Source organism: Bacillus sp. URHA0034 (assembly GCF_056280405.1).
The window spans coordinates 4,327,878-4,351,701 of record NZ_JBWCDK010000002.1 but is presented as its reverse complement, the minus strand read 5'-3'; the positions used below and the strand labels follow the sequence as shown (position 1 = coordinate 4,351,701).

At 40.0% G+C, this 23,824-nt stretch carries 21 protein-coding genes and 1 pseudogene; 7 read left to right on the top strand and 15 right to left on the bottom strand.

All coding sequences use genetic code 11. The annotated features are described in order from the left end of the window. The first annotated feature begins 144 nt into the window (after positions 1–144). The gene (locus tag ACZ9EE_RS22845) at positions 145–2,958 is read left to right on the top strand and encodes a transglycosylase domain-containing protein (RefSeq protein ID WP_476030824.1); all 2,814 of its coding nucleotides are present in this window, start codon (positions 145–147) and stop codon (positions 2,956–2,958) included. A 168-nt stretch (positions 2,959–3,126) separates the two neighbouring features. Here the strand turns inward: ACZ9EE_RS22845 and acsA are convergent, their stop codons facing one another. Next, complete coding sequence (acsA, locus tag ACZ9EE_RS22840; protein ID WP_476030822.1) at positions 3,127–4,845, bottom strand: acetate--CoA ligase; 1,719 nt, start codon at positions 4,843–4,845, stop codon at positions 3,127–3,129. 198 nt (positions 4,846–5,043) lie between these two features. On the opposite strand from acsA, the gene ACZ9EE_RS22835 reads away from it, so the two are divergent. From ACZ9EE_RS22835 to ACZ9EE_RS22825, 3 genes are all read left to right on the top strand, one after another. Then, positions 5,044–5,676, top strand: a complete 633-nt coding sequence (locus ACZ9EE_RS22835) for an N-acetyltransferase (protein ID WP_476030820.1) — start codon at positions 5,044–5,046, stop codon at positions 5,674–5,676. A 71-nt stretch (positions 5,677–5,747) separates the two neighbouring features. Further along, positions 5,748–6,395, top strand: a complete 648-nt coding sequence (locus ACZ9EE_RS22830; RefSeq protein WP_476030818.1) for an acetoin utilization AcuB family protein — start codon at positions 5,748–5,750, stop codon at positions 6,393–6,395. Further along, positions 6,392–7,573, top strand: coding sequence for an acetoin utilization protein AcuC (locus tag ACZ9EE_RS22825; protein WP_476030816.1), 1,182 nt, complete (start codon positions 6,392–6,394; stop codon positions 7,571–7,573). Before ACZ9EE_RS22830 ends, ACZ9EE_RS22825 begins: the two co-directional genes overlap by 4 nt. 71 nt (positions 7,574–7,644) lie before the next feature. Here the strand turns inward: ACZ9EE_RS22825 and ccpA are convergent, their stop codons facing one another. The 5 genes from ccpA to ACZ9EE_RS22800 all read right to left on the bottom strand — a co-directional run bounded on the left by ccpA (position 7,645) and on the right by ACZ9EE_RS22800 (position 11,628). Then, positions 7,645–8,670: a catabolite control protein A gene (gene ccpA, locus ACZ9EE_RS22820; RefSeq protein ID WP_476030814.1), complete on the bottom strand. Its 1,026-nt coding sequence runs from the start codon at positions 8,668–8,670 to the stop codon at positions 7,645–7,647. Between the two features lie 248 nt (positions 8,671–8,918). Beyond that, a complete protein-coding gene (locus tag ACZ9EE_RS22815) occupies positions 8,919–9,995 on the bottom strand; it encodes a bifunctional 3-deoxy-7-phosphoheptulonate synthase/chorismate mutase (protein WP_476030812.1) in 1,077 nt (358 codons plus the stop codon). 267 nt (positions 9,996–10,262) lie between these two features. Then, a complete protein-coding gene (gene ytxJ / locus ACZ9EE_RS22810; protein WP_476030810.1) occupies positions 10,263–10,592 on the bottom strand; it encodes a bacillithiol system redox-active protein YtxJ in 330 nt (109 codons plus the stop codon). A 77-nt stretch (positions 10,593–10,669) separates the two neighbouring features. Continuing rightward, positions 10,670–11,146, bottom strand: a complete 477-nt coding sequence (locus ACZ9EE_RS22805; RefSeq protein ID WP_476030808.1) for a YtxH domain-containing protein — start codon at positions 11,144–11,146, stop codon at positions 10,670–10,672. Positions 11,147–11,166: 20 nt separating this feature from the next. Beyond that, positions 11,167–11,628 carry a DUF948 domain-containing protein gene (locus ACZ9EE_RS22800; RefSeq protein ID WP_476030806.1) on the bottom strand — a complete coding sequence of 154 codons (462 nt, stop codon included), beginning with the start codon at positions 11,626–11,628 and terminating at the stop codon, positions 11,167–11,169. Positions 11,629–11,840: 212 nt separating this feature from the next. Here ACZ9EE_RS22800 and ACZ9EE_RS22795 point away from each other — a divergent pair, with 212 nt between their 5' ends. After that, positions 11,841–12,956 carry an aminopeptidase gene (locus ACZ9EE_RS22795; RefSeq protein ID WP_476030804.1) on the top strand — a complete coding sequence of 372 codons (1,116 nt, stop codon included), beginning with the start codon at positions 11,841–11,843 and terminating at the stop codon, positions 12,954–12,956. Positions 12,957–13,034: 78 nt separating this feature from the next. On the opposite strand, the gene murC is transcribed toward ACZ9EE_RS22795, so the two are convergent. From murC to ACZ9EE_RS22765, 6 genes and pseudogenes are all read right to left on the bottom strand, one after another. After that, a complete protein-coding gene (murC, locus tag ACZ9EE_RS22790) occupies positions 13,035–14,333 on the bottom strand; it encodes a UDP-N-acetylmuramate--L-alanine ligase (protein ID WP_476030802.1) in 1,299 nt (432 codons plus the stop codon). 235 nt (positions 14,334–14,568) lie between these two features. After that, positions 14,569–17,061, bottom strand: a complete 2,493-nt coding sequence (locus ACZ9EE_RS22785) for a DNA translocase FtsK (RefSeq protein ID WP_476030800.1) — start codon at positions 17,059–17,061, stop codon at positions 14,569–14,571. 157 nt (positions 17,062–17,218) lie between these two features. After that, positions 17,219–18,013 (bottom strand): DUF1444 domain-containing protein, encoded by a 795-nt coding sequence (locus ACZ9EE_RS22780; RefSeq protein WP_476030798.1) that lies wholly within the window; start codon positions 18,011–18,013, stop codon positions 17,219–17,221. Positions 18,014–18,110: 97 nt separating this feature from the next. Then, positions 18,111–18,425, bottom strand: coding sequence for a thioredoxin family protein (locus ACZ9EE_RS22775; RefSeq protein ID WP_476030796.1), 315 nt, complete (start codon positions 18,423–18,425; stop codon positions 18,111–18,113). Between the two features lie 121 nt (positions 18,426–18,546). Then, positions 18,547–19,069 (bottom strand): annotated as a pseudogene (locus ACZ9EE_RS22770) (DUF84 family protein). Positions 19,070–19,273: 204 nt separating this feature from the next. Next, entirely contained in the window at positions 19,274–20,347 is a 1,074-nt protein-coding gene (locus ACZ9EE_RS22765; RefSeq protein ID WP_476030794.1) for a M42 family metallopeptidase, read from the bottom strand. Positions 20,348–20,550: 203 nt separating this feature from the next. Here ACZ9EE_RS22765 and ACZ9EE_RS22760 point away from each other — a divergent pair, with 203 nt between their 5' ends. Beyond that, the gene (locus tag ACZ9EE_RS22760) at positions 20,551–20,868 is read left to right on the top strand and encodes a PepSY domain-containing protein (protein WP_476030792.1); all 318 of its coding nucleotides are present in this window, start codon (positions 20,551–20,553) and stop codon (positions 20,866–20,868) included. 43 nt (positions 20,869–20,911) lie between these two features. Here the strand turns inward: ACZ9EE_RS22760 and ACZ9EE_RS22755 are convergent, their stop codons facing one another. Beyond that, on the bottom strand, positions 20,912–21,754 hold the full coding sequence (locus ACZ9EE_RS22755; RefSeq protein WP_476030790.1) for a YtnP family quorum-quenching lactonase: 843 nt from the start codon (positions 21,752–21,754) through the stop codon (positions 20,912–20,914). Positions 21,755–21,847: 93 nt separating this feature from the next. Next, positions 21,848–22,489 (bottom strand): tRNA (guanosine(46)-N7)-methyltransferase TrmB, encoded by a 642-nt coding sequence (trmB, locus tag ACZ9EE_RS22750; protein WP_476030788.1) that lies wholly within the window; start codon positions 22,487–22,489, stop codon positions 21,848–21,850. A gap of 162 nt (positions 22,490–22,651) precedes the next feature. Here trmB and ACZ9EE_RS22745 point away from each other — a divergent pair, with 162 nt between their 5' ends. After that, on the top strand, positions 22,652–22,930 hold the full coding sequence (locus ACZ9EE_RS22745; protein ID WP_476030786.1) for a YtzH-like family protein: 279 nt from the start codon (positions 22,652–22,654) through the stop codon (positions 22,928–22,930). Here the strand turns inward: ACZ9EE_RS22745 and ACZ9EE_RS22740 are convergent, their stop codons facing one another. Continuing rightward, positions 22,931–23,704, bottom strand: a complete 774-nt coding sequence (locus ACZ9EE_RS22740) for a phosphotransferase (RefSeq protein ID WP_476030784.1) — start codon at positions 23,702–23,704, stop codon at positions 22,931–22,933. Between the last annotated feature and the right edge of the window lie 120 nt (positions 23,705–23,824).

Below are 23,824 nucleotides of genomic sequence, written 5' to 3'. Positions count from 1 at the left end.
AAATATGCTATAGCTTTTTTTAACATATTTCCATTCCCCTGTCAAACCTCGAACTGGAAATTTCAGAAAATGTAGAAGGTTGTCAGTTTTTAGTCCATCGGTATGCTATAATGGATGTGATTTTATATTGAGGTGATGCTCTGAATGAATGAAAAATTACAGGCTTGGATGGAAAAAGGAAAATCAATATGGACCGTACTTACCCATAGAAAAACGGTAAAAGGTGCACGAATTACCTACCAAGTCGTTTGGAACTTAATTCTCCTTGTACTAACTGTCGGCATTTTAGGTGGATCATTTGCGACAGGTGTTGGTGCAGGCTACTTTGCCTCACTAGTTAAAGATGAACCCGTTCGCTCATACGACAGTATGAAAAAGGATATTTATAATTATACCGAAACCTCGGACTTATATTTTGCTGATAATGTCTACCTTGGCAGGCTAAGGACCGATTTGGTCCGGGAAGAGGTTAAACTTGATCAAGTCTCAAAGGATTTGACCAATGCAGTAGTTGCAACGGAAGACCAATACTTTTATCAGCATAATGGGGTCGTACCGAAAGCTGTTTTTCGAGCTCTTTTTCAAGAGGTGACAAATTCCGCTGTTCAATCAGGTGGAAGTACGTTAACACAGCAATTAATTAAAAATCAAATTTTAACCAATGAAGTCTCCTTTCAAAGGAAAGCTAATGAAATCTTACTTGCCCTTCGTTTAGAGAAATTCTTCAACAAAAAAGAAATTTTAGAAGCGTACCTCAATGTTTCAACCTTTGGCAGAAATTCTTCAGGTCAAAACATTGCCGGTGTCCAAGCAGCAGCTAAAGGAATCTTTGGAAAAAGTGCTAGTGAACTAACACTGCCGGAAGCAGCCTTCATTGCCGGTCTCCCGCAAAGTCCATTTGGTTATACACCCTTTACAAGAGAAGGTACAGTAAAGAATAATCTTGAGCCAGGACTGACTCGGATGAAAACCGTTTTAAAAAGAATGTTTGATGGTGGATACATAAACCAGCAGCAATATGCAGAAGCCTCAGCCTACGACATCACAAAGGATTTTATTAAGCCTGTACCCAATCCACTTGAAAAATACCCATGGCTTACCTTTGAAATTGAAAAACGTTCTCTCGACGTCCTTACCACTGTGCTGGCAAAAAAAGATGGATACACCGATAAGGATCTGAAAAATGATGATACACTTTATTATAAATATAAGACAATAGCTACTCACGACCTCCATCAAAATGGTTACAAGATTTATACAACGATAGACAAAAATATTTATGATAAGATGCAAACCGTAAAAGATAATTATAAATACTACGGACCCGATAAGGCTCAAGTGAAAAAGGATCCGGAAACTGGAAAAGAAGTAACGGCCATGGAGCCTGTCGAAGTGGGGGCAGAGCTGATTGAAAACAAGACCGGGAAAATTATCAGTTTTGTTCCTGGGAGAAATTATGGAAACCAGCAGCTTAATCATGCTACTAGTGCCATCAGGCAGAATGGTTCGACGATGAAGCCTCTGCTCGTATATGGTCCGGCAATTGAGTTAGGCAAAGCTTCACCAGGAATGCCGCTTCCAGATGTTGCGCTTAGTCTTGCTGATGGTCGAAGCACCCCATGGCCGCGCAACTATGATTTAAGGTATAGTGGGATCGTTTCCGCCCGCTATGCATTAGCTAAATCGTATAACGTTCCGGCTGTAAAACTGTATAAAGATATCGTTGCACAACAGCCGGCAAAATATCTCGAAAAAATGGGGTTTACTTCTCTGAAAAAGCCCGATTATACCAATCTTGCAACCGCGATTGGTTCAATGGAAACAGGTGTTACGATTGAGGAAAATACCAATGCATTTAGTACGTTTGCAAATGGCGGGAAATTTATTGATGCCTATATGATCGATAAGATCGTCGATAAAGATGGCAAGATCATCTACCAGCATGAAGTAAAACCTGTAGATGTCTTTAAGCCTCAAACCGCATATCTTACACTTGATATGATGCGGGATGTTATCAAAATGGGGACTGCAGCTGGAGTTAAGAGTAAATTGAAGTTCAGTGCAGATTGGGCCGGCAAAACTGGAACCGGTAATCAGTATATCGATTCTTGGTTTGTTGCTTCAAATCCTAATGTCACCTTTGGAATTTGGACCGGCTATGATACACCTAAATCATTACAGACATCGGGAATGTCCTATAGTCAACGGACGAATAATTTGTGGGCAGAATTAATAAATGCCGCTTATGATATCAAGCCAGACTTAGTGGATCCAAAGGAATCATTCCAAATGCCTAGTGGGATCGTAAAGCGCTCCTTCTGTGCAGTTTCCGGTTTGCTGCCATCCGCGGCATGTTCAAAGGCTGGCTTAATCCAAAGTGATTATTTCAATGTGAACAATGTTCCTACAAAAGTGGATGATAGTTTAGTGGAAGGAAAGTTTGTTACCGTAGGGGACAGAAAGTATTTAGCCTTGGATTCCACTCCAAGTGAGTTTGCCCAATATGGTTTGGTCCTAAACCCGGACTTCATCACTAGAATGGTCGGAAGGAATTTTAAAAATTATAGTCAGTTGATTCCGAATAGGGACCGTTGGGGGAAAGTGCTTGTACCTACTGCTAAAATGGTCGATAATGGTAAAAATCCGGACGCAGTATCTCTTTCCGTGTCTGGAAATACCTTAACTTGGTCCAGGTCAAGTGATAATGATGTCGTTGGTTACCGTGTATATCAAGGCAATACCAAGGTAGCAAGTATTAACAGCGGCTCAAAGCTCGCCTATAAAGCAGGAAACGGCTCTTATCATGTAAAAGCAGTTGATATTGCCGGCAAAGAATCCGCACCTTCTAATGTGGTTGAAGTCGGAGCTGCTTCTCCACCAGTGACACCACCCGTTGTACCACCAGTTACACCACCGGTGACACCACCAGCTCAGAATGGTAGTACAACCGCACCATAAGTATCTGGATTCACATACTGTACAAAGAAAAAGAATGGCTTTCACAGCCATTCTTTTTTTGACTTGTCGGTTGAACTAGTGAACATAGACCTTGGTTTTGATACATCCTTGTAAATAAAAACAAAAACACACGATCATATTAGAATAATCGTGTGTTTGAAACTTTCATTAATCTTCCATTGTTGAAAGGTCCCCTGTTGGCAGATTCAACTCCCACGCCTTTAAGACCCGTCTCATAATTTTACCACTCCGTGTTTTTGGTAACTTATCACGGAAATCAATCTCTCTAGGTGCTGCGTGAGCGGCAAGACCTTTCTTTACAAATTGTCTAATTTCCTCTTTTAATTCTTCAGAGGCTTCAAAACCGTCACGTAAAGCCACAAACGCCTTGATAATTTCACCACGGACAGGATCTGGTTTCCCAATAACCCCTGCTTCGGCAACGGCAGGATGCTCAACGAGTTTACTTTCTACTTCGAAAGGACCAACCCGCTCCCCAGAAGTCATGATGACATCATCCACCCTGCCTTGGAACCAGAAATAACCATCTTCATCCATATAGGCAGAGTCCCCTGACACATACCAATCACCTGGCATAAAGTAGGATTCATATTTCTCTTGATTATTCCAAATTGTGTGCATCATCGATGGCCAGCCCTTTTTAATAGCCAGATTACCCATTCGATATGGCGGCAGTTCATTTCCTTGATTATCAACAATGGCCGCTTCTACACCTGGAATCGGTTTTCCCATCGAACCTGGCTTTATTTCCATACAAGGATAGTTACTAATTAGCTGCGCTCCTGTTTCCGTCATCCACCAGTTATCATGTATCCGCTTATTAAAGACCTTAGCACCCCACTTTACCACTTCTGGATTTAGCGGTTCGCCTACACTTAGGATATGTCGAAGACTGCTTAAGTCAAATTTCTTAACAAGTTCATCTCCAGCTCCCATTAGCATCCGGAATGCTGTTGGTGCACTATACCATACAGTTACTCCAAAGTCTTCTATCATCTGATACCAGGATTCAGGGCTAAAACGGCCGCCTACGATGACGTTTGAAGTTCCCGTTAGCCATGGTCCAAAGATGCCATAAGATGTACCTGTCACCCAGCCAGGATCGGCAGTGCACCAGTATACATCATCCTCTTTTAAATCTAGCACCCATTTAGCAGTTTGATAATGTTGAATCATGGCATTATGTACATGCAAAACACCTTTTGGCTTTCCAGTTGACCCTGATGTATAATGCAGGATCAAACCATCCCTGCGATCCACCCATTCAATCTTAAGTTGTTTACTAGCTGATTTAAACTTCTCTAAAAAGTCAATCGTTGATCCTTGTTCTGCTACATCATTCCCGACTACAAAGATATGCTTTAAGGCCGGCAGATCTTGTACAGGGACACGGTCTAACAAATCAGGGGTTGTAACTAAAACTTTTGCTTCACTATCCTGCAGCCTGTCTCGTACAGCTCCCTCCATAAATGCTTCAAATAATGGCCCGACAATCGCACCAAGCTTAATCGCACCTAGTACGGTAAAATAAAGTTCCGGAGAGCGCGGCATGAAAATAAAGACGCGATCGCCTTTTTCAACATCACCATAGGTTTTCAATACATTTGCTGCCTTATTAGATAAATCCTTCATTTCTTTAAATGTATACTTTTCATCTCTAGCACCATCACGGTAGTATAGGGCTACCTTATTTTTCCGGAAGGTGTTCGCATGGCGGTCAATCGCCTCATAAGCCAAATTTACAAGTCCTGTTTCGCTCCAGGAAAATTGCTTTTCTGTTTCCTTCCAGTCAAAACGTTTGTACATTTCTTCATAATTATCAAGATTAAACTCGCCTTGCACAACTGGCAGCGCTTCCACTTTCACCTGAATCTCCCCCTCATTTGCTAGTATGAGATAATTATAGTACAAACAAGAATTATTCACAATTTTAAAAATATTATTTTCTTGAATTTTATGGTCAATTACCTATTTCCTTACATAATTATTTGAAATTTCTTTTTTCTAATAGTTTTTATGTATAATAGAATTGATCACAACCATCTCTGTAGAGTAGGTGACAGTATGGAACACAAAAAAACATACAATGCCAAACAATTAAAAACTCCTCATGGGAATTTAATTATTGAAGGTCCTATTTCATCTGAAAAACTTGCCGGCTATGAATTTCATCATGACCTCGTGGCGTTTCGACAGCCAGCGCAGCAGCATCAGGCGTTGATTGGAATCGCAGATCTTCCTGAAGGAAGAATCATTATTGCCAGGGACCTGCATACCATCGTTGGATATGTAACTTATCTTTATCCTGACCCGCTTGAGCGATGGTCAGAAGGAAAGATGGATAATCTGATTGAATTGGGAGCTATTGAGGTCATCCCTAAATTCAGGGGCTGCTCCGTCGGTAAAAATCTGTTGATCGTCTCGATGATGGATGATGCCATGGAAGATTATATTACGATTACAACTGAGTATTATTGGCATTGGGATTTGAAAGGTACTAAATTAAATGTTTGGGATTACCGAAAGGTTATGGAGAAAATGATGAATGCCGGCGGCCTTGAGTGGTATGCAACCGATGATCCTGAGATTTGCTCTCACCCTGCTAACTGTTTGATGGCCAGGATTGGAAAAAGAATAGAAGCTGATTCGATTCAAAAGTTTGACAGGCTTAGGTTTATGAATCGATTTATGTACTAAAAGTGGTAGCGCCATTTAGCGGGCAGGACAGGAGCTAGACAGCTTAATCTTTTTGATTGAGGGTGATTTATATGATTATAGAAGAAATAATGAAAACAGATGTTGCCGTACTTTTACCGACAAATACGATTGCAGATGCTATACATTTAATGGATACACGAAAAATTCGTCACATTCCGATTATAGATCAAGACAAACATTTATTAGGATTGATAACAGTTGCAAAAATAAGAGAAGCAACTCCCTCTATCTTTCACGCCAATGAACATCCCGAAGACCTAAAGAAACCTCTAGAAACCATTATGGAGAAAAATGTAATCACCGGACATCCCCTTGATTTTGTCGAAGAGGCAGCGGGTTTGTTTTATGAACACAAAATCAGTTGTATGCCGATTATTAACGATCGAAAACTAATCGGAATTGTAACGGAAACAGATTTACTGCGGAATATGGTTGAATTAACTGGAGCACACCAGCCTGGTTCTCAGATCGAAATCAAGGTTCCTAATCTTGCCGGTGTACTTAGTGATATAACAGCTTTGATAAAAAAGAGAAACGCTAATATCTTAAGTGTTCTCGTCTACCCAGATAAAAACGATGATCACTATAAAATACTTGTCCTAAGGGTGCAAACAATGAATCCAACAGCACTCATTCAAGAGCTTAAACAAGCAGGCCATCATGTCTTATGGCCCAATCTCCCGGGGATATCTCTATGAATGATCAGTGCTCCTTTATTTTTTCAGAAGAACTGCTAAAGTATAAATTTAATAACGATCATCCTTTTAATCAATTCCGGCTACAATTGACCGTTGACCTTTTACGTAAAATCAATGCTTTAACGCCAGAGCAGATCATTCCGCCCAAGATGGCAACGGAAGAGGAATTAAGGCTAATTCATGACCATAGCTACATAGAAGCTGTAAAACAGGCGGGAGAGGGGACTCTTCCGAAGGATATTGCAGAAAATTACGGACTAGGTACAGAGGATACCCCCGTTTTCCCGAACATGCATGAAGCGAGTTCCCTATTGGTTGGCGGGACATTAACGGCAGTAGACCAAGTAATGACGGGAAAGGCACTGCATGCCCTTCACCTTGGCGGAGGATTGCATCACGGCTTCCGTGGCAAAGCCTCAGGATTCTGTGTCTATAATGATAGCTCTGTAGCGATTAGATATTTGCAAGAAAAATATCATGCCCGGGTCTTATATGTTGATACAGATGCCCACCATGGTGATGGTGTTCAATGGTCATTTTATGATGACCCTAGTGTTTGTACCCTGTCCATTCATGAAACAGGAAGATATTTATTCCCTGGAACAGGCAGCATTAATGAACGAGGTCAAGGTCTAGGGTACGGTTATTCCTTTAATATCCCTGTTGATGCCTTTACCGAGGACGAATCATGGCTGCATGTCTATACAGAAGCGATCAAAGAAGTAGCAGCATTTTTTAAACCAGATGTCATCCTAACCCAAAATGGCGCTGACTCCCATTATTATGACCCCTTAACACATTTATCTGCAACAATGAAAATTTATCGGGAAATCCCTCGGCTTGCACATGAAATTGCTCATCAATATTGTAATGGTAAGTGGATCGCTGTCGGTGGGGGCGGTTATGATATCTGGCGTGTAGTACCTAGGGCATGGGCACTGATTTGGCTAGAGATGACGGAAAATAATAATTGCTTTGGCCGTTTACCAGGTGAGTGGATTGAGCAGTGGCAAAAGCGGGCCCCTGTTCCATTGCCATTGGAGTGGGATGATCCTGAAGGGATATACACTCCGATTCCGCGAAAAGCAGAAATAACAGAAAAAAATTTACTAACACTTGAAAAAGCACTCTTTCCAATTAGAAGCCAAACAAAAATTAGAAAAGTGGATGCGCCTTGACCAAGTGAAGAGTACCATTCTCATATTAATAACCAGAAAGGGTTGGCATTTTAGATGCCAACCCTCTGGTTTTATTTTGTCGACTTACGATGTTCAATACGGTGCGGTAAAACAACGATTGAATCACTTGTCTTATCTTTATTCATCAATTTAGTTAAAAGACGCATAGAAACTGCACCAATATCATATAACGGCTGAACAATTGTTGTCAGCTGCGGGCGAACCATAAGTGACAAACGCGTATTGTCTGAGGTAATGACCTCAAAATCCTCCGGAATATGGAAGCCTTTGTCCTCTGCTCCATGAACAACCCCAAGTGCCATTTCATCAGAGCCAACTAAAATCGCTGTCGGTCTGTCTGCTGCTTCGAGTAATTTCTCCAAAGCTTCGATTCCTGAATCGTACGTATAGTCCCCTTCAACAATCAATTCTTCATTATATGGAAGACCTGCGTCTTGAAGAGCTCTTTGGTAGCCCTTTAATTTTTTCTGAGCATTTTTTGGTTCATGCAGCGGCCCAACAACAAAGGCAATATGCTTGTGACCCTTTTCAATAAATTCCTTTACAGAATCATAAACGGCAGCTTCATAATCAATGTTTACAGATGGAATTTGATTAGACTCTTCAATAGAACCTGCCAAAACAATCGGAACTGGGGATTTGCCGAATTCCTCGACATGGTCTGCCGTAATATTTCCACCCATAAAGACAATCCCGTCTACTTGTTTACCGAGCATGGTATTCAATAAATGTAATTCCTTGTCTTTATTTTGGTCTGAATTACTTAAGATGATATTGTACTTATACATTGTCGCAATATCCTCAATCCCACGGGCTAATTCTGCAAAGAATATGCTCGATATATCAGGAATGATGACTCCAACTGTGGTTGTTTTCTTACTAGCTAATCCTCTGGCAACGGCATTAGGGCGATAGCCTAGTCTGTCAATAACCTCTAATACTTTTTTCCGGGTAACCGGTTTTACATTCGGGTTTCCATTCACTACACGGGAAACAGTTGCCATTGATACATTAGCTTCCCTTGCAACATCATAAATAGTAATATTCACTTTTATACACTCTCCTATAACGTTCATTGTTTTTTTTATTTTACATCTGTTTGTAAAAAACTAGTCATGATTATTTGTCTAGTTTAAATTTCTCTGATTAACGACCATCCGCATTGGTTGTTTGTGAGATAATAAACAATCTTCATATGTACTTAATGATACGACAACTAGATTAAAGCCGCAATTGAAAAAGTCAATATTTTTTCTAAAAATGTTCTTAAATAGAAAAAAACCTTCTGCCACTCGCGCAGAAGGTTCTCATTATTTATAGTTTTTTAAATATTAACGAAATTTGACGCTAGTAATTGACTATAGAATTCATCAAATTGCTTAAGATCCATCTGCTGCTGAGCGTCTGAAAGGGCTACCGCAGGATCTGGGTGAACTTCAGCCATTACTCCATCTGCCCCTATGGCAATAGCGGCTTTCGCACATGGAAGTAATAAATCTCTTCTTCCAGTTGAATGGGTAACGTCCACCATGACCGGTAAATGTGTTTCCTTTTTCAGAATTGGAACGGCAGAAATATCTAATGTATTTCTTGTAGCCCGTTCATAAGTCCGAATTCCGCGCTCACAAAGAATGATTTGGCCATTCCCTTGTGCCATAATGTATTCTGCTGCATTAATAAACTCTTCAATTGTAGCGGCAAGACCTCTCTTTAGCAAGACCGGCTTGTTAACTGCACCAGCGGCTTTGAGTAACTCAAAGTTTTGCATATTTCGGGCGCCAATTTGAATAACATCAATGTAATCACAAGCTAATTCAATATCTGCCGGGTTCACAATTTCACTAATAACTGCCATATCGAACTCGTCAGCTACACGTTTTAATATTTTTAATCCCTCTACTCCCAATCCTTGGAAATCATATGGAGACGTTCTTGGCTTATAGGCACCGCCCCGAAGAAGCTTTAAGCCTTTTTCTTTCATTGCCTTAGCTACTGTTGCTACCTGCTCATAGGATTCCACCGAACAAGGACCAAATACAAAATGTTGTTTACCATCCCCGATATTTTCACCCTTCAATGAAACAATCGTATCTTCAGGCTTTTTCTTTCTGGAGACTAGTAATGCTTTTTCGTGATCATCCTTCTGTAAGTCTAATCCTGCTTTAAAAATTTCCTTAAAGAGATGATCAATCGTTGAATCCTCAAACGGGCCATCATTATGTTCTTTAATCACTTCTAGCATCTTTCTTTCACGGACTGGATCGTAACGGTAAACACCCTGATTACCTTTTACTCGTCCAATCTCTTGAACGAGCTGAGCTCTTTCATTAATTAGTTTTAATAATTCCAAGTTCAGTTCATCAACACGTGTCCTCAGTTGATCCAATTCATTATTGCTCATTATTTGTCCCGTCCTTCCTTTTGCAGATCATTTTCTTTTCGAAGTAAATTTCAGGTTATTCTCTATTCAAAGATAATGATTTACAAGCCTAAAGTTTTAAATTTTATAATTTTTGAATAATTAGACTAATTATAGCCGAAAAATATTTTTTTGTCACCTATTTTTTCTTTAGCAATTAAACGCTTTTAAGCGCTAAAGTATCGGGACTTATAATAGAGTAATATATGCATATTCACCGTAAATGTTTCTTAAAATGTTAAAATAAATTTACTTTCCACTTGCTGCATCTGAAAGAGAACGATTCGTAATTTTCCAATGGGAAGCATTCCAGCGCGGCTTTCCTTCTGAAAAAAGAATAGCCTGTGGTGATTCATGCTTGATTTCGAATCGTTCAGCAATTTCGTTTGATAACGGACGCGAATCTTGAACAGCTAAGAAGTAAGTCGGGATATCTTGATTGGAGCCTGCAAACTTTTCATATTCCTTATAAGCAGCATGACTAATTGGACATGTTAAACTATGTTTCAAAAGATAGAATTCACCTTCAGTGTTCATTAAGTTATCAAATTGTTCAACGGTATCAATTTTTTTAAGCATTTCTATATACCTCCAAAGTCTCTAAAATAAATAAATGGTGAAGTAATTTTAACACTTCACCATTTTTATCACAAATATTATAGTTTCACTTTACTTTCTTCTTCGTCAAAAGCCTTTTGTGCTTCCTCTAACTTCTTTTTAATATCCGGGCTATCTGATTTTTTTACTGATGGGGATTCATTCGAACTTTGAATTGGAATATAGGTTCCTTCGGAGTCGGTACTCCCTTCATCCTTGTGAGATGCTTTCCCTTTAACTTTATTAACAAGTTCTGAGGATTGCAGGACAATTCCCTGAGAAATAGATGATGTTTTCGAAGCAAGTTCATTACTTTTAGCCACTACATTTTCCCTTAAGCTAACAGTTTTATCCATAATGGAATCAGCTTGACTGCCCAAGGTGGTACGAAGTTCTCTCCCGGATTTAGGAGCAAAAAGCAAAGCTGCCGCAGCTCCTACAACTCCACCGATAACCGCACCCCAAAAGAAGGTGCTGGAAGATCCCTCATTACGGACTTGATTCGTTTCTCTTAACTCATATTCTCGACTAGTCATGTTCTTCCTCCTTTGTTTTGTTAATGTGACCTTACTTTTTGTCTCTCAATTACGCTTACTTCTTGTTTAGACTGTTTTCTAGACTGCCACTTTTCTTTTAATTCAAGGAGAATATTCCCCCATTGAACAATTTGTGAGATTTTTTCTTTATTTTCCTCTACCTGCTGATCCACTGAATGGGTTATATTCTGGAGTGTCCCATTAAATTTGGTCACTGTTGTGCCTACATCCTTTACGGCTTCAACCACGCTATTTAGACTTTCAGATTTTTGCTGAATATCTTCTGCTAGTGCGTTTGTTTTTTGAAGCAGTAAGGTTGTTTCTGTTGTGACGCCATCCAATTGTTTTTCTAAACCACTCAAGGTGTGTGAAACGCTTGTCAGCGTAACTTGAAGTGATTTAAGTGTCTTTGATAAATAGATAACCAGCACAAAAAATGCAATTGCTGCCACTGCTGCGCTTAAGTATAAAATAATTTGCATCGTGCACCTCCGCCTTCAAATCCTATCCATATGTATATCCGATTCTTTCTAGATATAAACCTCGAAATAATCTTATACTACTTCCATAAATTTGTCTTGTTTTCCTGCATCTTGTTAAAAAAATTCCCTATATATAAAGCTCTAATTTCAACTTTCTGATGTTGTTCGGATACAATAGAACTGAAAGATTAATTTGGGTTGGAGGCGTTAGTGTGAAGGATCCTCGTATCGAAAAACTTGCTAGAAATTTAATTAATTATTCTGTCCAGCTTCAAAAAGGGGAAAAGGTACTGATTGAAAATTTTGGCCTGCAGCGGGAGCTTGTGACTGCACTTGTGAAGGAAGCATATGCCGCAGGTGGATATCCTTTTGTCCTGTTAAAGGACCATCAAGTGGACCGTTCGCTTTTAATGGGTGCACAAGTAGAGCAATTTAATATGATGGCTGAGTTTGAAGCCAATGTCATGAGTAAGATGGATGCATACATAGGACTTCGATCTGGTGATAACATTAGTGAACAATCAGATGTTCCGGATGAGAAAATGAAAATACATGGCCAGACGATTGGCAAAAAGGTTCACCGGGACATCCGTGTTCCCAAGACTAAATGGGTTGTCCTCAGATACCCTACATCTTCCATGGCACAATTAGCAAAAATGAGCACTGAAGGATTCGAGAACTTTTATTTTAATGTATGTAATCTTGATTATGCTAAAATGGATCAAGCAATGGACAGCTTGGTAGCATTAATGAACCGGACGGATAAGGTTCATATTACTGGCCCGGGTACCGACTTACATTTTTCTATTAAAGACATCCCGGCCATTAAATGTGCGGGAAGGCTAAATATTCCTGACGGCGAAGTTTACACGGCTCCAGTGAGGGATTCAGTTAACGGTGTTATAACCTATAATACACCATCACCGTATCAAGGCTTTACGTTTGAAAATGTGAAATTAACCTTTAAAAACGGGAAGATCGTTGAAGCAGAATCGAATGATACCAGCCGCATCAATAAAATCTTTGATACTGATGAGGGAGCCCGTTATATCGGGGAATTTGCTATTGGCGTGAATCCATTTATCCTTACGCCGATGCAGGATATCTTGTTTGATGAAAAAATTGCCGGCAGCTTCCATTTTACTCCGGGACAATGCTATGATGATGCCTTCAATGGCAACCATTCCAATATCCATTGGGACATGGTTAACATCCAGCGTAATGAATATGGCGGCGGGGAAATCTATTTTGATGATGTCCTCATCCGTAAAGACGGCCTATTCGTTTTACCTGAATTAGACGTACTAAACCCTGATAAGCTCAAATAAAAAAAAGGATGCCATTTTGCTGGCATCCTTTTTTCCTACTTATTGTCTAGCTACAGCGCCTAGGCGCTTACGCTTTTCTTATGATAATTGTTTTTCATATGACTCTTGAAATTTTTGAATATCTCCGGCTCCCATGAAAATAATCACACTATTTTCATGCTTGTTTAAAACAGAAGTATTTTCTTCTGAAAGGACTTCAGAATTCTCAATTTTGTCTTGTAAATCTTTAATTGTCAGCTTGCCGTGATTTTCCCTGGCCGATCCAAAAATTTCACACAAATAGGTTTTGTCTGCCTGACCTAGGCTATCCGCAAAATCCTCCAAGAATGCTTGGGTGCGTGAAAAGGTATGCGGCTGGAACACAGCGACAATCTGTTTATCTGGATATTTCTGCCTTGCCGCATCAATCGTCGCTCTTATTTCAGTTGGATGATGGGCGTAATCATCAATTAAAATTTGAGTTCCAACTCTTTTTTCAGAGAATCTTCTTTTTACACCTTGGAACGTTTGTAAATGTTCCTTTACTATTTCCACATCAATTTCCTCGTAATGGCAAACCCCGATGACAGCAAGTGCATTGAGTACACTATGATCACCAAAGGTAGGAATGGAAAATTTGTTATAAAAGGTATTGCGAATAAATACATCAAAGCTGGTCCCATCAGTTGTTTTTACTATGTTTTTGGCCTGATAGTCATTTTCTTCACCGAAGCCATAGAAAAGAACCGGAACTTTCGCCTGAATTTTTTGAAGCTGTTCATCGTCTCCATATGCAAAGATACCCTTTTTAACCTGCACGGCCATTTCTTGGAAGGCAGAAAAAACATCATCAATATTGGCAAAATAATCTGGATGATCAAAATCAATATTTGTCATGATCGCATAGTCAGGGAAGTAGGATAAGAAATGTCGTCTGTATTCACATGCTTCAAATACAAAATACTCTGCACCTTCCTCACCTTTTCCTGTCCCATCACCAATTAAAAATGACGTTGGTTTTGCTCCAGCAATAACATGAGAAAGCAACCCTGTAGTTGATGTTTTTCCGTGAGCGCCTGTAATGGCAATGCTTGTAAAGTTTTGCATAAAATCGCCTAAAAAACGATGGTACCGTATGATAGGAAGTCCAAGTCTCATCGCCTCTTGTATTTCCTCATGGGTATCGGGAAAGGCATTTCCCGCAATGATTGTCATGCCTGGCTTTATATTTTCCTTTTGAAAGGGAAGAATCGTAATCCCCGATTGTTCAAGAGCCAGTTGTGTAAAAAAGCGCTTTTCGACATCTGAGCCCTGCACCTGAAATTTCATATCATGAAGAACTTGTGCGAGTGCACTCATTCCTGACCCCTTTATACCTACAAAATGGTAAATAGTCATAGAAGAACCTCCAACCAACGTAATACTGTTAAACAGTATATGAAATCTGTCTGCATTTGCTAATCAGTATGTAAGCACACGTTGTTTTATTATTAATTAAGAAATCAATTCAATATTATAGCACTATTTTGTAATAAAAACTATTTGCTGCCCTTCCCCTTACATTCGCCCTAATCATTATACTATTTAGTATCCGTCCACATCTATAAAGAATACAAAAGATTAACTAATAATACTAGTCTTGCATTGATTGTAATTCAGCTTCCGTGATTAAGACTTCACGTGGTTTGCTGCCATTAGCACTCGTGATATACCCGTTTTGTTCAAGCATATCCATTAATCTCGCAGCTCGGTTATAGCCAATCTTGAAGCGTCGCTGCAAACTGGAAGTCGAAGCATTGCCATGATTGACGATAAACTCACAGGCATCATAAAACAATTCGTCCTCTTCCTCGATAACCTGCGCTTTCTTTAACAGTTCTTCCTGTTCAAATAAGTAATCAGGCTCTTGCTGCTCTCTTACGTGTGCAACAACGAGATCTATTTCCTCGTCTGAAACAAATGTACCTTGCAAACGGACAGGTTTGGATGCACCATTCTCTAAGAATAGCATATCTCCGCGGCCAAGGAGTCTTTCAGCACCACTTATATCAATGATTGTCCGTGAATCCACTTGAGATGATACTGAAAAGGCAATTCGCGTAGGGATATTCGCCTTAATTAATCCTGTAATTACATCAACCGATGGTCTTTGCGTTGCCACTATCAGATGGATCCCACAAGCCCTTGCTTTTTGAGCGATCCGGCAAATAGCCTCCTCTACATCAGCAGGCGACATCATCATTAAATCAGCCAGCTCATCAATAACGATCACAATGAATGGCAATTTGTCTGAGTAACGTTTATGCTGAACGGCTAATTCGTTAAAACGATTGATATCACGGACGCCTGTATGAGCAAAAAGTTCATAGCGCCGCTCCATTTCATCAACTGCCCATTTTAAAGCTGCTGTCGCTGCCTTCACATCCGTAATAACCGGGCTTACAAGATGTGGAATCCGATTATAGGGTGCTAGCTCTACCATTTTCGGATCAATAAGCAGGAGCTTTAAATCGCGGGGATCGGCTTTATATAACAGACTAATCAAAATCGAGTTAATACATACACTCTTTCCCGAACCTGTTGCCCCCGCTATGAGTCCATGCGGCATCTTTTTCAAATCCGTGACGATTGGCTTCCCAGCAATATCAAGTCCAAGTACTGCGGTTAATGGAGAAGCAGACTCTTTAAAAACTATGCTCCCAATTATTTCATTTATCAATACAGGTCTTGACTTTTGGTTTGGAACCTCAATCCCAATTGTATGTTTTCCGGGGATTGGCGCCTCAATCCGAATATCCCGGGCTGCAAGACTTAATTTAATATCATCACTTAAATTAGTGATTTTATTTACTTTTACCCCTGGTTCTGGCTGTACCTCAAAGCGGGTAACAGACGGTCCTTGGGTCACATTGACAACACTTGCCCCTACATTAAAATTCTTAAGGGTTACATTCAAAAGATCCTTCTGCCCATCAATCCAGTCCGTATCAAGTACTTCTGTTACAGGGGGGCTTAACAAGTTAGATGTTGGAAGTACATATAATCCTTCATTTTCTACTTCCTCACGATTTGATGGCATATTGATAGCTGGTTTTTCTTCTACTGATGTTTTCTCTTGCTGACGCAGCCGCTCTTGTTCAAACTCCCTTTTCCGGTTTCTTTCGTCCCATTTTTGTTTATCTTGCTTAAGCATCATGACATTAAAAGGCAAACGAGACCGTACAGTTGGGGGAGCTGGTGTTTCATAAACTGCCTCAGCTGCCTCTTCAGTTTGGTCGTGGCTGTCGTCCTCTGTCACAAATGCAAGTTCATTTGTATCCATTTGGACATTTTCTTTGTATTCAGGTCGATCAAATCCGGATTGAACATCCGCCTCAAAAATAAGCTTAATGGCTTCTGCCTGAACCTTTTCTTCATTGGTAAACACACCAGCCTCCGCTAGAACCTCTTCCTTATCTGCAGGCTCAAAAGCTTCTGCTTGCTCATTGGGCTCAAATGTAAACTCATTAGCTGCTTGCTCATATTCTTCTTTTTCAGGAGAAAAGGATTCTTTCAGTTTCTCCTGAGTTTGACTGATATGATTGTTATAACTTGGACTGACCACCTCATTCGTTTCGTTCACAAGTGAAACGGTTTCGAAACTTGTATCTGTTCGAATGACATTATTCACTTGGTCATCAAGTTGATCATTAAAAAAATGACTTAATTCATGCTCAACGATGGCGGTTGTCTTTTGCGGTCTGTTAAATCCGAAAACAGGTGAAGGTATTTCGGTAGGATGAAACGGGCCGCGCGGACGTGTTTTTTGTTCTTTAATGACCGTCTGTACCTTTGGAATTTCAGGTATACTTTTAGTGTTTTCTACCAATTTACTTTTTTTGGTTGATTCCACCACACGCTTTGTGCGGCTTGTTACCTGCCTCTGAATTGATTTTTTAATTTTTTTCGGGGGACTGCCTCCTTTTGGATATTGATAAGCTATTCTGGCATCTAAATCCTTTAAGCTATCCAATTGACTGGTGGAGTCGTGATCCTCTCGTTCCCGATGGAGGATATAACCCGTCAATTTTTCCCCGTCTTCCTCTTCTTTCCTTAACTTTTGGAAAAAGTTTTGGATCCAACTCAAAACTATCACTCTTTCTTGTTCATCTATCATTCTATTTTATCAGTTTTTCTTATTTTATCGACACAATTCTTAAGAATGGTTCGAAATATGTTCGAATTGGATACAATAGGAAAGTTACCATGAAAAAAGACCACATGACGTGATCCCTTTCAAGGTCTCATTTATTTTTTCCTAGAATAAAAATTGGCTCTAGTTCACCATTTTCATATAAAAAAGACAAGGCAGTGATCGGCACCCTGCCGCTCGCAAAAAAGCTCATTGCCATTTGGGCAATCACATCATAGCCTCTGTCATTACGAATGTCCGCGATAATTAACACATCTTGATGCGGGACTGCAAGTACCATGGTTCCTGTAATCCGCTTCTCCATCTCATTGAGGAAACCCTTATTTAAGATTCGGCTGGCATCATAGCCATCATTGGTGTTAAGGAAATAATAGATGTTTCCGGCCACTTGGTCCTCCTTAATAGGAGTTGAAAGAGACCTAACATTAAATAAAGCCATCTCCTTGATTGTAGTGGCACTCCATCCCTCTTTTTTCATCATTCGAGTATCAATCAAACGATAAGTATTTCCCATGTCAATCGCATAATAAATTTTTGTTTCTGCGGTATGCTCTTCCGTCAGAAATGGGACACCTTCTTCTGCTTCCACTGGAAATGAAGCCGACCGAATGACAGGAAATATCTGTTTGAGCTGATCTTTTAGGTCAGCGGTGTTCTCCATTGCCTGCAAACCCTCTTCAACATAATAAACGATTTCTTCGATGGCTTTTTCTTTTTCAACCTGCCATTTGGCTATTACTCCTGGTAAGGCGATACTGATCCCCTTTCCAGTTGATTTACTTTCGATTCGAAGCTGATCCTTTTCCCTGTCATACGTAATCAGTCTCCCATCCTCTGCCAAACGCGCCTCCAATGTCTGGCGCATCAGTCTACTGTCCATTTTCATTGTTTCCCTCCGTGGTAAGAAGCTATCGTTCATTTTACAATAAAAAACTACAATAAAAAACCCCTGCTCCAAAAGAGAGACAGGGTTTTAATCTCTATTACTTTAGACCAGAAATAAATGATTCAATTTCCTCTTGTGTTTTTCGATCTTTACTAACAAAGCGTCCCAGTTCTTTTCCGTTCTCATACGCAATAAAGCTTGGTATCCCATATACATCCACCTGTTGGCATAAATCAATAAATTGATCGCGGTCAATATGAACAAATGTAAAATCGGAAAACTTCTCTTCAATCTCTGGGAGCACCGGCTCAATAAAACGACAATCTCCACACCATTGTGCGGAAAACATAAAAATGGTTTTATCTTGATTACGCAGCTGCTCAAATTGCTCGATTGATTCTAAATTTTTCAAAGTGAACGCCTCCGTTTTTTATCTTACTTATATGATAACTTTCCTTTCAAATCATAACAGTATACGGTTGATTGAGTCCAATGTTCTGCACAGTCGTAACTATCGTTCCCTTAGTCGTATGTTAAAATTCTTTGATCTTGGAATAATAGCTAAATTGTCCAACTAATAGGCTGGTTACATGTGTAAACATATCAACTCGGTTGACTAAGCCGTCGGTAAAAATACCAACCGCACCTTCATGCTTTCTAATATTCTTCTTTTTTTGTATAGTCATCCATAACAGGTCCTAATTCCTCGCCTGCTCTGAGCCTTGCCGCTACTTCTTCCGGTAAAAGGAATCTAGCTCCTCCGGCAATTACCGGCTCCCTGTCGTTTGCTGCAAGAGCTCCCCAATTACATAGCAATAATCCATGACTTGTCTCATGAACACCGCCTTCAAGTCCGATCCCGATATCACCATTTCCTTGTTTTAATGCCCCAACTGCCCGATTGATGGCACCTCGAATCGTTTCTTCATCAGAAAAAGGCTGGTCGTTCACGCCAGATGGGACATCTATCGAAATAAATTGATTGTCTTCTTGTCGAAAGCTATTTTGAACAGCTGTAATTTTAGCAGGATTCTTTGATCCGATAATAATTTTCATCCTAATATTTCTCCCTTTTTCCAGTAAAAGAAGGTGTCCCAAAAGTATAACTTGTAGGGGCACCTTCTTTTTTTATACATTAAACTAATCTGTTGATCTCCGCTCCAGGCGCGAGCGGTTCGCGGGCGGTACGGGGATCCGCCTCCAAATCACAAAGTGTGAAAAAATTATTCATCAACTATCTTTTGGGTCAGCCTCAACTGATTAACTGTTGGACTTGATCGTATCTACCGTTGTTTGGTCACAAGCTTTGACGAGTTTCACCAATAATTCTTTGGCGGCAGCATAATCATCAATATGGATAATTGAAGCATGTGTGTGAATGTAACGGGAACAAATGCCAACCACAGCACTTGGTACCCCTTCATTTGATAAATGGACACGTCCAGCGTCTGTTCCGCCCTGTGAAACAAAATATTGATAAGGAATATGATTCGTTTCCGCTGTATCAAGCACAAATTCCCGCATACCGCGATGGGTAACCATGGAACGGTCAAGAATGCGGAGTAATGTCCCCTTCCCGAGCTGGCCAAATTCCTGTTTATCCCCTGTCATATCATTGGCTGGGCTGGCATCAAGGGCAAAAAAGATATCAGGCTTAATCATATTGGAAGCTGTGTGAGCGCCGCGAAGGCCTACTTCCTCCTGAACGGTTGCTCCTGAATAAAGGATATTTGGCAATGACACATCTTTTAGTTCCTGAAGTAATTCAATTGCCAATCCACAACCGTAACGATTATCCCAAGCCTTAGCTAAAATTTTCTTTTCATTGGCCATTGGGGTAAATGGACAAATCGGCAAGATGGCCTGACCCGGTTTAATGCCAATTCGCTCAGCATCTTCTCGGTTATCGGCTCCAATATCAATTAACATATTTTTTATTTCCATCGGTTTGTTTTTCTTTGATTCATCTAATAAATGCGGCGGAATAGAACCAACCACACCAATAACCGGCCCATTCTTGGTCATGACTTGAACACGCTGGGCTAGAAGCACTTGACTCCACCAGCCTCCCAGCGGTTGAAAACGGATCATCCCATTTTCCGTAATCGCAGTTACCATGAACCCAACTTCATCCATATGCCCTGCTACCATGACGGTTGGCCCTTGCTGATTTCCTTTTTTCACACCAAAGATACTTCCCAAATTATCTTGAACCATTTCATCTGCGTATAACGCTAGCTGCTCTCTCATGAAATTTCTAACTAAGTGTTCATTTCCTGGTGCGCCTGGCAGCTCTGTTAAGGTTTGAAAAAGCTTAAGTGTTTGTTCGTTCATGATAAGACTCCTTTTATGTATTTACTTTCATGACTTGCTCTTCCATTTAACTTTGTTACGGCTCTTCTTCTCCATTTTACAGAAACCTCTTATCTGTTACCAATAATTCATTTTCCTTCCGTAATATTATCCTCTTAACTGTAAATACGGTATACTAAGAAGAGAATCTTTTTGCAATCTTTTCCTATTTCGGAGGTGGATGAATGAACTGGAAGTCTTTTTTCATAGGTGCAGCAGCAGGAATAGTTGGTGGTTATGTGACCAAGGAAGTCCTCACTCAAAAAACAAATGTTTCACCAGAGAGGGTATTAGCGGCAGTGAAAAGACACTTTCAACAAAACGGTCCAGTATCCGGCTCTTGGATACATATGGAAGCAGAGCCTTACGAGAAAAACCAATTGACGTATCGTGTTTATAAAGGCGGAGTATCTCAAACTATTGACGGGGCAATCCAGCAATATGAATTTATCGCCGATGCTCAAACCGGAACAGTCATCGACCTAATCCCTTTTTCATCTTAAAATATAAAATAGCCGCATCCATATGTGATACGGCTATTTTTGTTTATTGCTCCCTTTTAATGCTGGCAACAAGCTGTTTCCCATTTGGATCCCATTTTACAGCCCGGTAAAAAGCATCGTGATAGAAGGTAAACCAAGCGTTTTTTTCAAGCCCATGGGTAAGCCACTTTTGCTTTGCGGCAATGGAAGTCATAGGGTAGTCGTCGTAGGCCATGACCCATAAAACATTTTGATGAGCATGTGTTGCCATAAGGTCGGCCATGTGAATACACGTTTCACCGCCGTCTTCAATGATAAGAATCGAATGCCCATCACTATGACCGCCAGTATGAATCATCCTGATGGCTCCTAATTCCCATTTTTCTGTAAAAGGTACAACCTGTACTGCTACCGCTTCCCAGTTTTCCCGCCAATATGTATTTTTCGAGCGAATATTAGGTGTCCTCATTTCGTCCCACTCGATTTGAGAAGTAATAATTTGGGCATTAGGAAAAGCGGGGACATACTTTCCATCCACAAGCTTCGTCAGTCCGCAGGCGTGGTCAAAATGTAAATGAGTCATTAGGACAAAATCGATATTTTCTGCGGTTAATCCTAAGAGTTCTAGAGATTCCTCTATCTGCGATTCTTTTGTTACTCCAAAATTTCTTAATTGTTTCTCCGTTAATTTTCCTTTTCCTAATCCTGATTCAACTAAAATATTTTTCCCATTCATTCGAATTAAAATCGGGTCTGTTGGAAGTTCAATTTGATTCTTTTCGTTTACAGGATATTTTTTTGACCATAACCCTTTGGGAACAACTCCAAACATCGCCCCGCCATCAAGGTATGTGACACCGCCTGATAACCAAGTAAGCGAAACAGCGCCAATCTTTAAAGATTCCATTGTTCAACTCCTCCTTTTTCTATATTTTAACATTATCTGTATTCAGGTTAATAAAAAAAAGACAGCTCTTATAAAAGAACTGTCCTCACCCATTTAGTTCTGATATTTTACTTCACAACGATAAATCCGGTTTCCTTGTTCAGAAAATTTCTGCTCATATTCTGTCATAATGTTGCCCTCATAACCACTTTTATGAAAATCAAGACTTACATATTTCAATAATAACCCATAAGCCGAAAAGCTCATAAGGGAGTACTCAAATAACCCCTGATTATCGGTCTTAAAATGAATTTCCCCGCCATCGACTAAAATATCTTCGTATAATTTTAAGAAGTCCTTATAGGTCAGTCTTCTTTTTTCATGACGGGACTTTGGCCATGGATCGGAGAAATTCAGATAAACACGATCAACATCATTTTTTGTAAAGTATTTATCTAAATCCGAAGCATTTACGTTTAACAGCTTGAGATTGGGTAAATCCGCTTCAATTAATCGATCCAATGCAGCTACAATCACACTGTCGAAAAGTTCAATTCCAATATAATTTATTCCTGGATTGGCCTTAGCCATGCCCGTGATGAATTGACCTTTACCTGTCCCCACTTCAATATGGAGCGGCTGGTCGTTTCCAAAAGCCTCATGCCACTTACCCTTGAAATTTTCTGGATTCGCTACTACGTACTGTGGATGCTGCTCTATTTTTTCCTTTGCCCAAGGTTTATGTCTAAGTCTCATTTTGACACTCCTAAAAAAACATTATCTTTCAAAACATACCATGCCAATCTTTTTCATGCAAGCCAAACTAAATGGAAAAAAGGTTTGCGTATAAACAAAAAAAGAATCCACAAGCTAACTGTGAATTCCTTTTCCTATTACCACTTGAAAGGATGTGCTTTTATGCCATTAAATCATGGTGACCAAGTTACACTGCTAAAAGATATTTTAAACAACCACCAAACCGATTGCTGTGGGTCTGTCGCCGAATGCGAGCAGTTGGAGCGTTTAGTAAAGTCTCTTATGGTCAACAACCAAATTGATTCCAATGTTAAAAATATCCTGCAGGAAGTATATCAATACAGTCAGCATGGTACTCAATCTCCTGATCTAGATCAGCATATCCTATCTAATCAGGAAAATTTATCACAATGGGTCAATGATATCGACCAATTTTCATAATTAGAGGATATTTTGCAAAAAATCAATCCAATTATTCATTTCTTCAAATCTTTTTTTATCTTTATACCATTGAATAGAAGAAAGGGTTTGAATGGTTACATACCACTTCATTCTAAGTTTTAGATGATCGGTTAGCTCTTTACCATAAAGATTTAACCAGTCCTCCCAGTTTTCTTCTGGGATGTACCAGTACAGAAGTAATCCTAAATCAATGGCAGGGTCAGCAATCATGGCTCCATCCCAATCAATCAAATACAACTGGTTGTCTTCTGCAAGCAGCCAGTTGTTATGGTTGACATCACCATGACAAACCACTTTCTCATCACAATATACATTTAAGGCTTCCTCTTTAAGAAAGTTGAGCGCCTTTTGTGATTCGGGTAAAGAAAGTACCTGTTCATCCAATTCCTCGACGACCGACTGTAAAATAGGCTCAGGATTTACCGGCGAATTTTCTAATCGGCTTAACATTCCAAGCATCGGTTCAGAACAGTGTATTTTCTTAAGCAATCTGGCTACACTCTCTTGGTTCATATCAGAGGGCTTTAACTCCCGGCCAGGAAGCCATTGCTGTGCTGTTATAACATCTCCGTTTTCCAATCGTTTTGTCCACACAAGCTTTGGGACAATGCCTTCTGCTGATAGTACTGCAAGGAATGGAGAGGAATTCCGCTTTAAAAAAAGCCTTTGATCCTTATATTCTGCATAAAAGGCTTCTCCTGTTTTGCCTCCAGCTGGGGTAACTTCCCACTCTTGTCCTAGTAAATGTTCCAAAATTGCTCACCTTCAATTTATGCCGTTCTAATGGGCTTAATCCTCTGTAAAGCGAGGTAAAACCTGTGCTGTAGGAAGGTTTATAAACCACAATTATAACAATAGCCTTTTTTTAAATAA

Coding starts and splice junctions, on each gene's coding strand:
- ACZ9EE_RS22845 (WP_476030824.1), top strand. CDS start 145: ATGAATGAAAAATTACAGGCTTGGATGGAAAAAGGAAAATCAATATGG.
- ACZ9EE_RS22835 (WP_476030820.1), top strand. CDS start 5,044: ATGGAACACAAAAAAACATACAATGCCAAACAATTAAAAACTCCTCAT.
- ACZ9EE_RS22830 (WP_476030818.1), top strand. CDS start 5,748: ATGATTATAGAAGAAATAATGAAAACAGATGTTGCCGTACTTTTACCG.
- ACZ9EE_RS22825 (WP_476030816.1), top strand. CDS start 6,392: ATGAATGATCAGTGCTCCTTTATTTTTTCAGAAGAACTGCTAAAGTAT.
- ccpA (WP_476030814.1), bottom strand. CDS start 8,670: ATGAACGTTATAGGAGAGTGTATAAAAGTGAATATTACTATTTATGAT.
- ACZ9EE_RS22815 (WP_476030812.1), bottom strand. CDS start 9,995: ATGAGCAATAATGAATTGGATCAACTGAGGACACGTGTTGATGAACTG.
- ytxJ (WP_476030810.1), bottom strand. CDS start 10,592: ATGCTTAAAAAAATTGATACCGTTGAACAATTTGATAACTTAATGAAC.
- ACZ9EE_RS22805 (WP_476030808.1), bottom strand. CDS start 11,146: ATGACTAGTCGAGAATATGAGTTAAGAGAAACGAATCAAGTCCGTAAT.
- ACZ9EE_RS22800 (WP_476030806.1), bottom strand. CDS start 11,628: ATGCAAATTATTTTATACTTAAGCGCAGCAGTGGCAGCAATTGCATTT.
- murC (WP_476030802.1), bottom strand. CDS start 14,333: ATGACTATTTACCATTTTGTAGGTATAAAGGGGTCAGGAATGAGTGCA.
- ACZ9EE_RS22780 (WP_476030798.1), bottom strand. CDS start 18,013: ATGAAAATGGACAGTAGACTGATGCGCCAGACATTGGAGGCGCGTTTG.
- ACZ9EE_RS22765 (WP_476030794.1), bottom strand. CDS start 20,347: ATGAACGAACAAACACTTAAGCTTTTTCAAACCTTAACAGAGCTGCCA.
- ACZ9EE_RS22760 (WP_476030792.1), top strand. CDS start 20,551: ATGAACTGGAAGTCTTTTTTCATAGGTGCAGCAGCAGGAATAGTTGGT.
- ACZ9EE_RS22755 (WP_476030790.1), bottom strand. CDS start 21,754: ATGGAATCTTTAAAGATTGGCGCTGTTTCGCTTACTTGGTTATCAGGC.
- trmB (WP_476030788.1), bottom strand. CDS start 22,489: ATGAGACTTAGACATAAACCTTGGGCAAAGGAAAAAATAGAGCAGCAT.
- ACZ9EE_RS22745 (WP_476030786.1), top strand. CDS start 22,652: ATGCCATTAAATCATGGTGACCAAGTTACACTGCTAAAAGATATTTTA.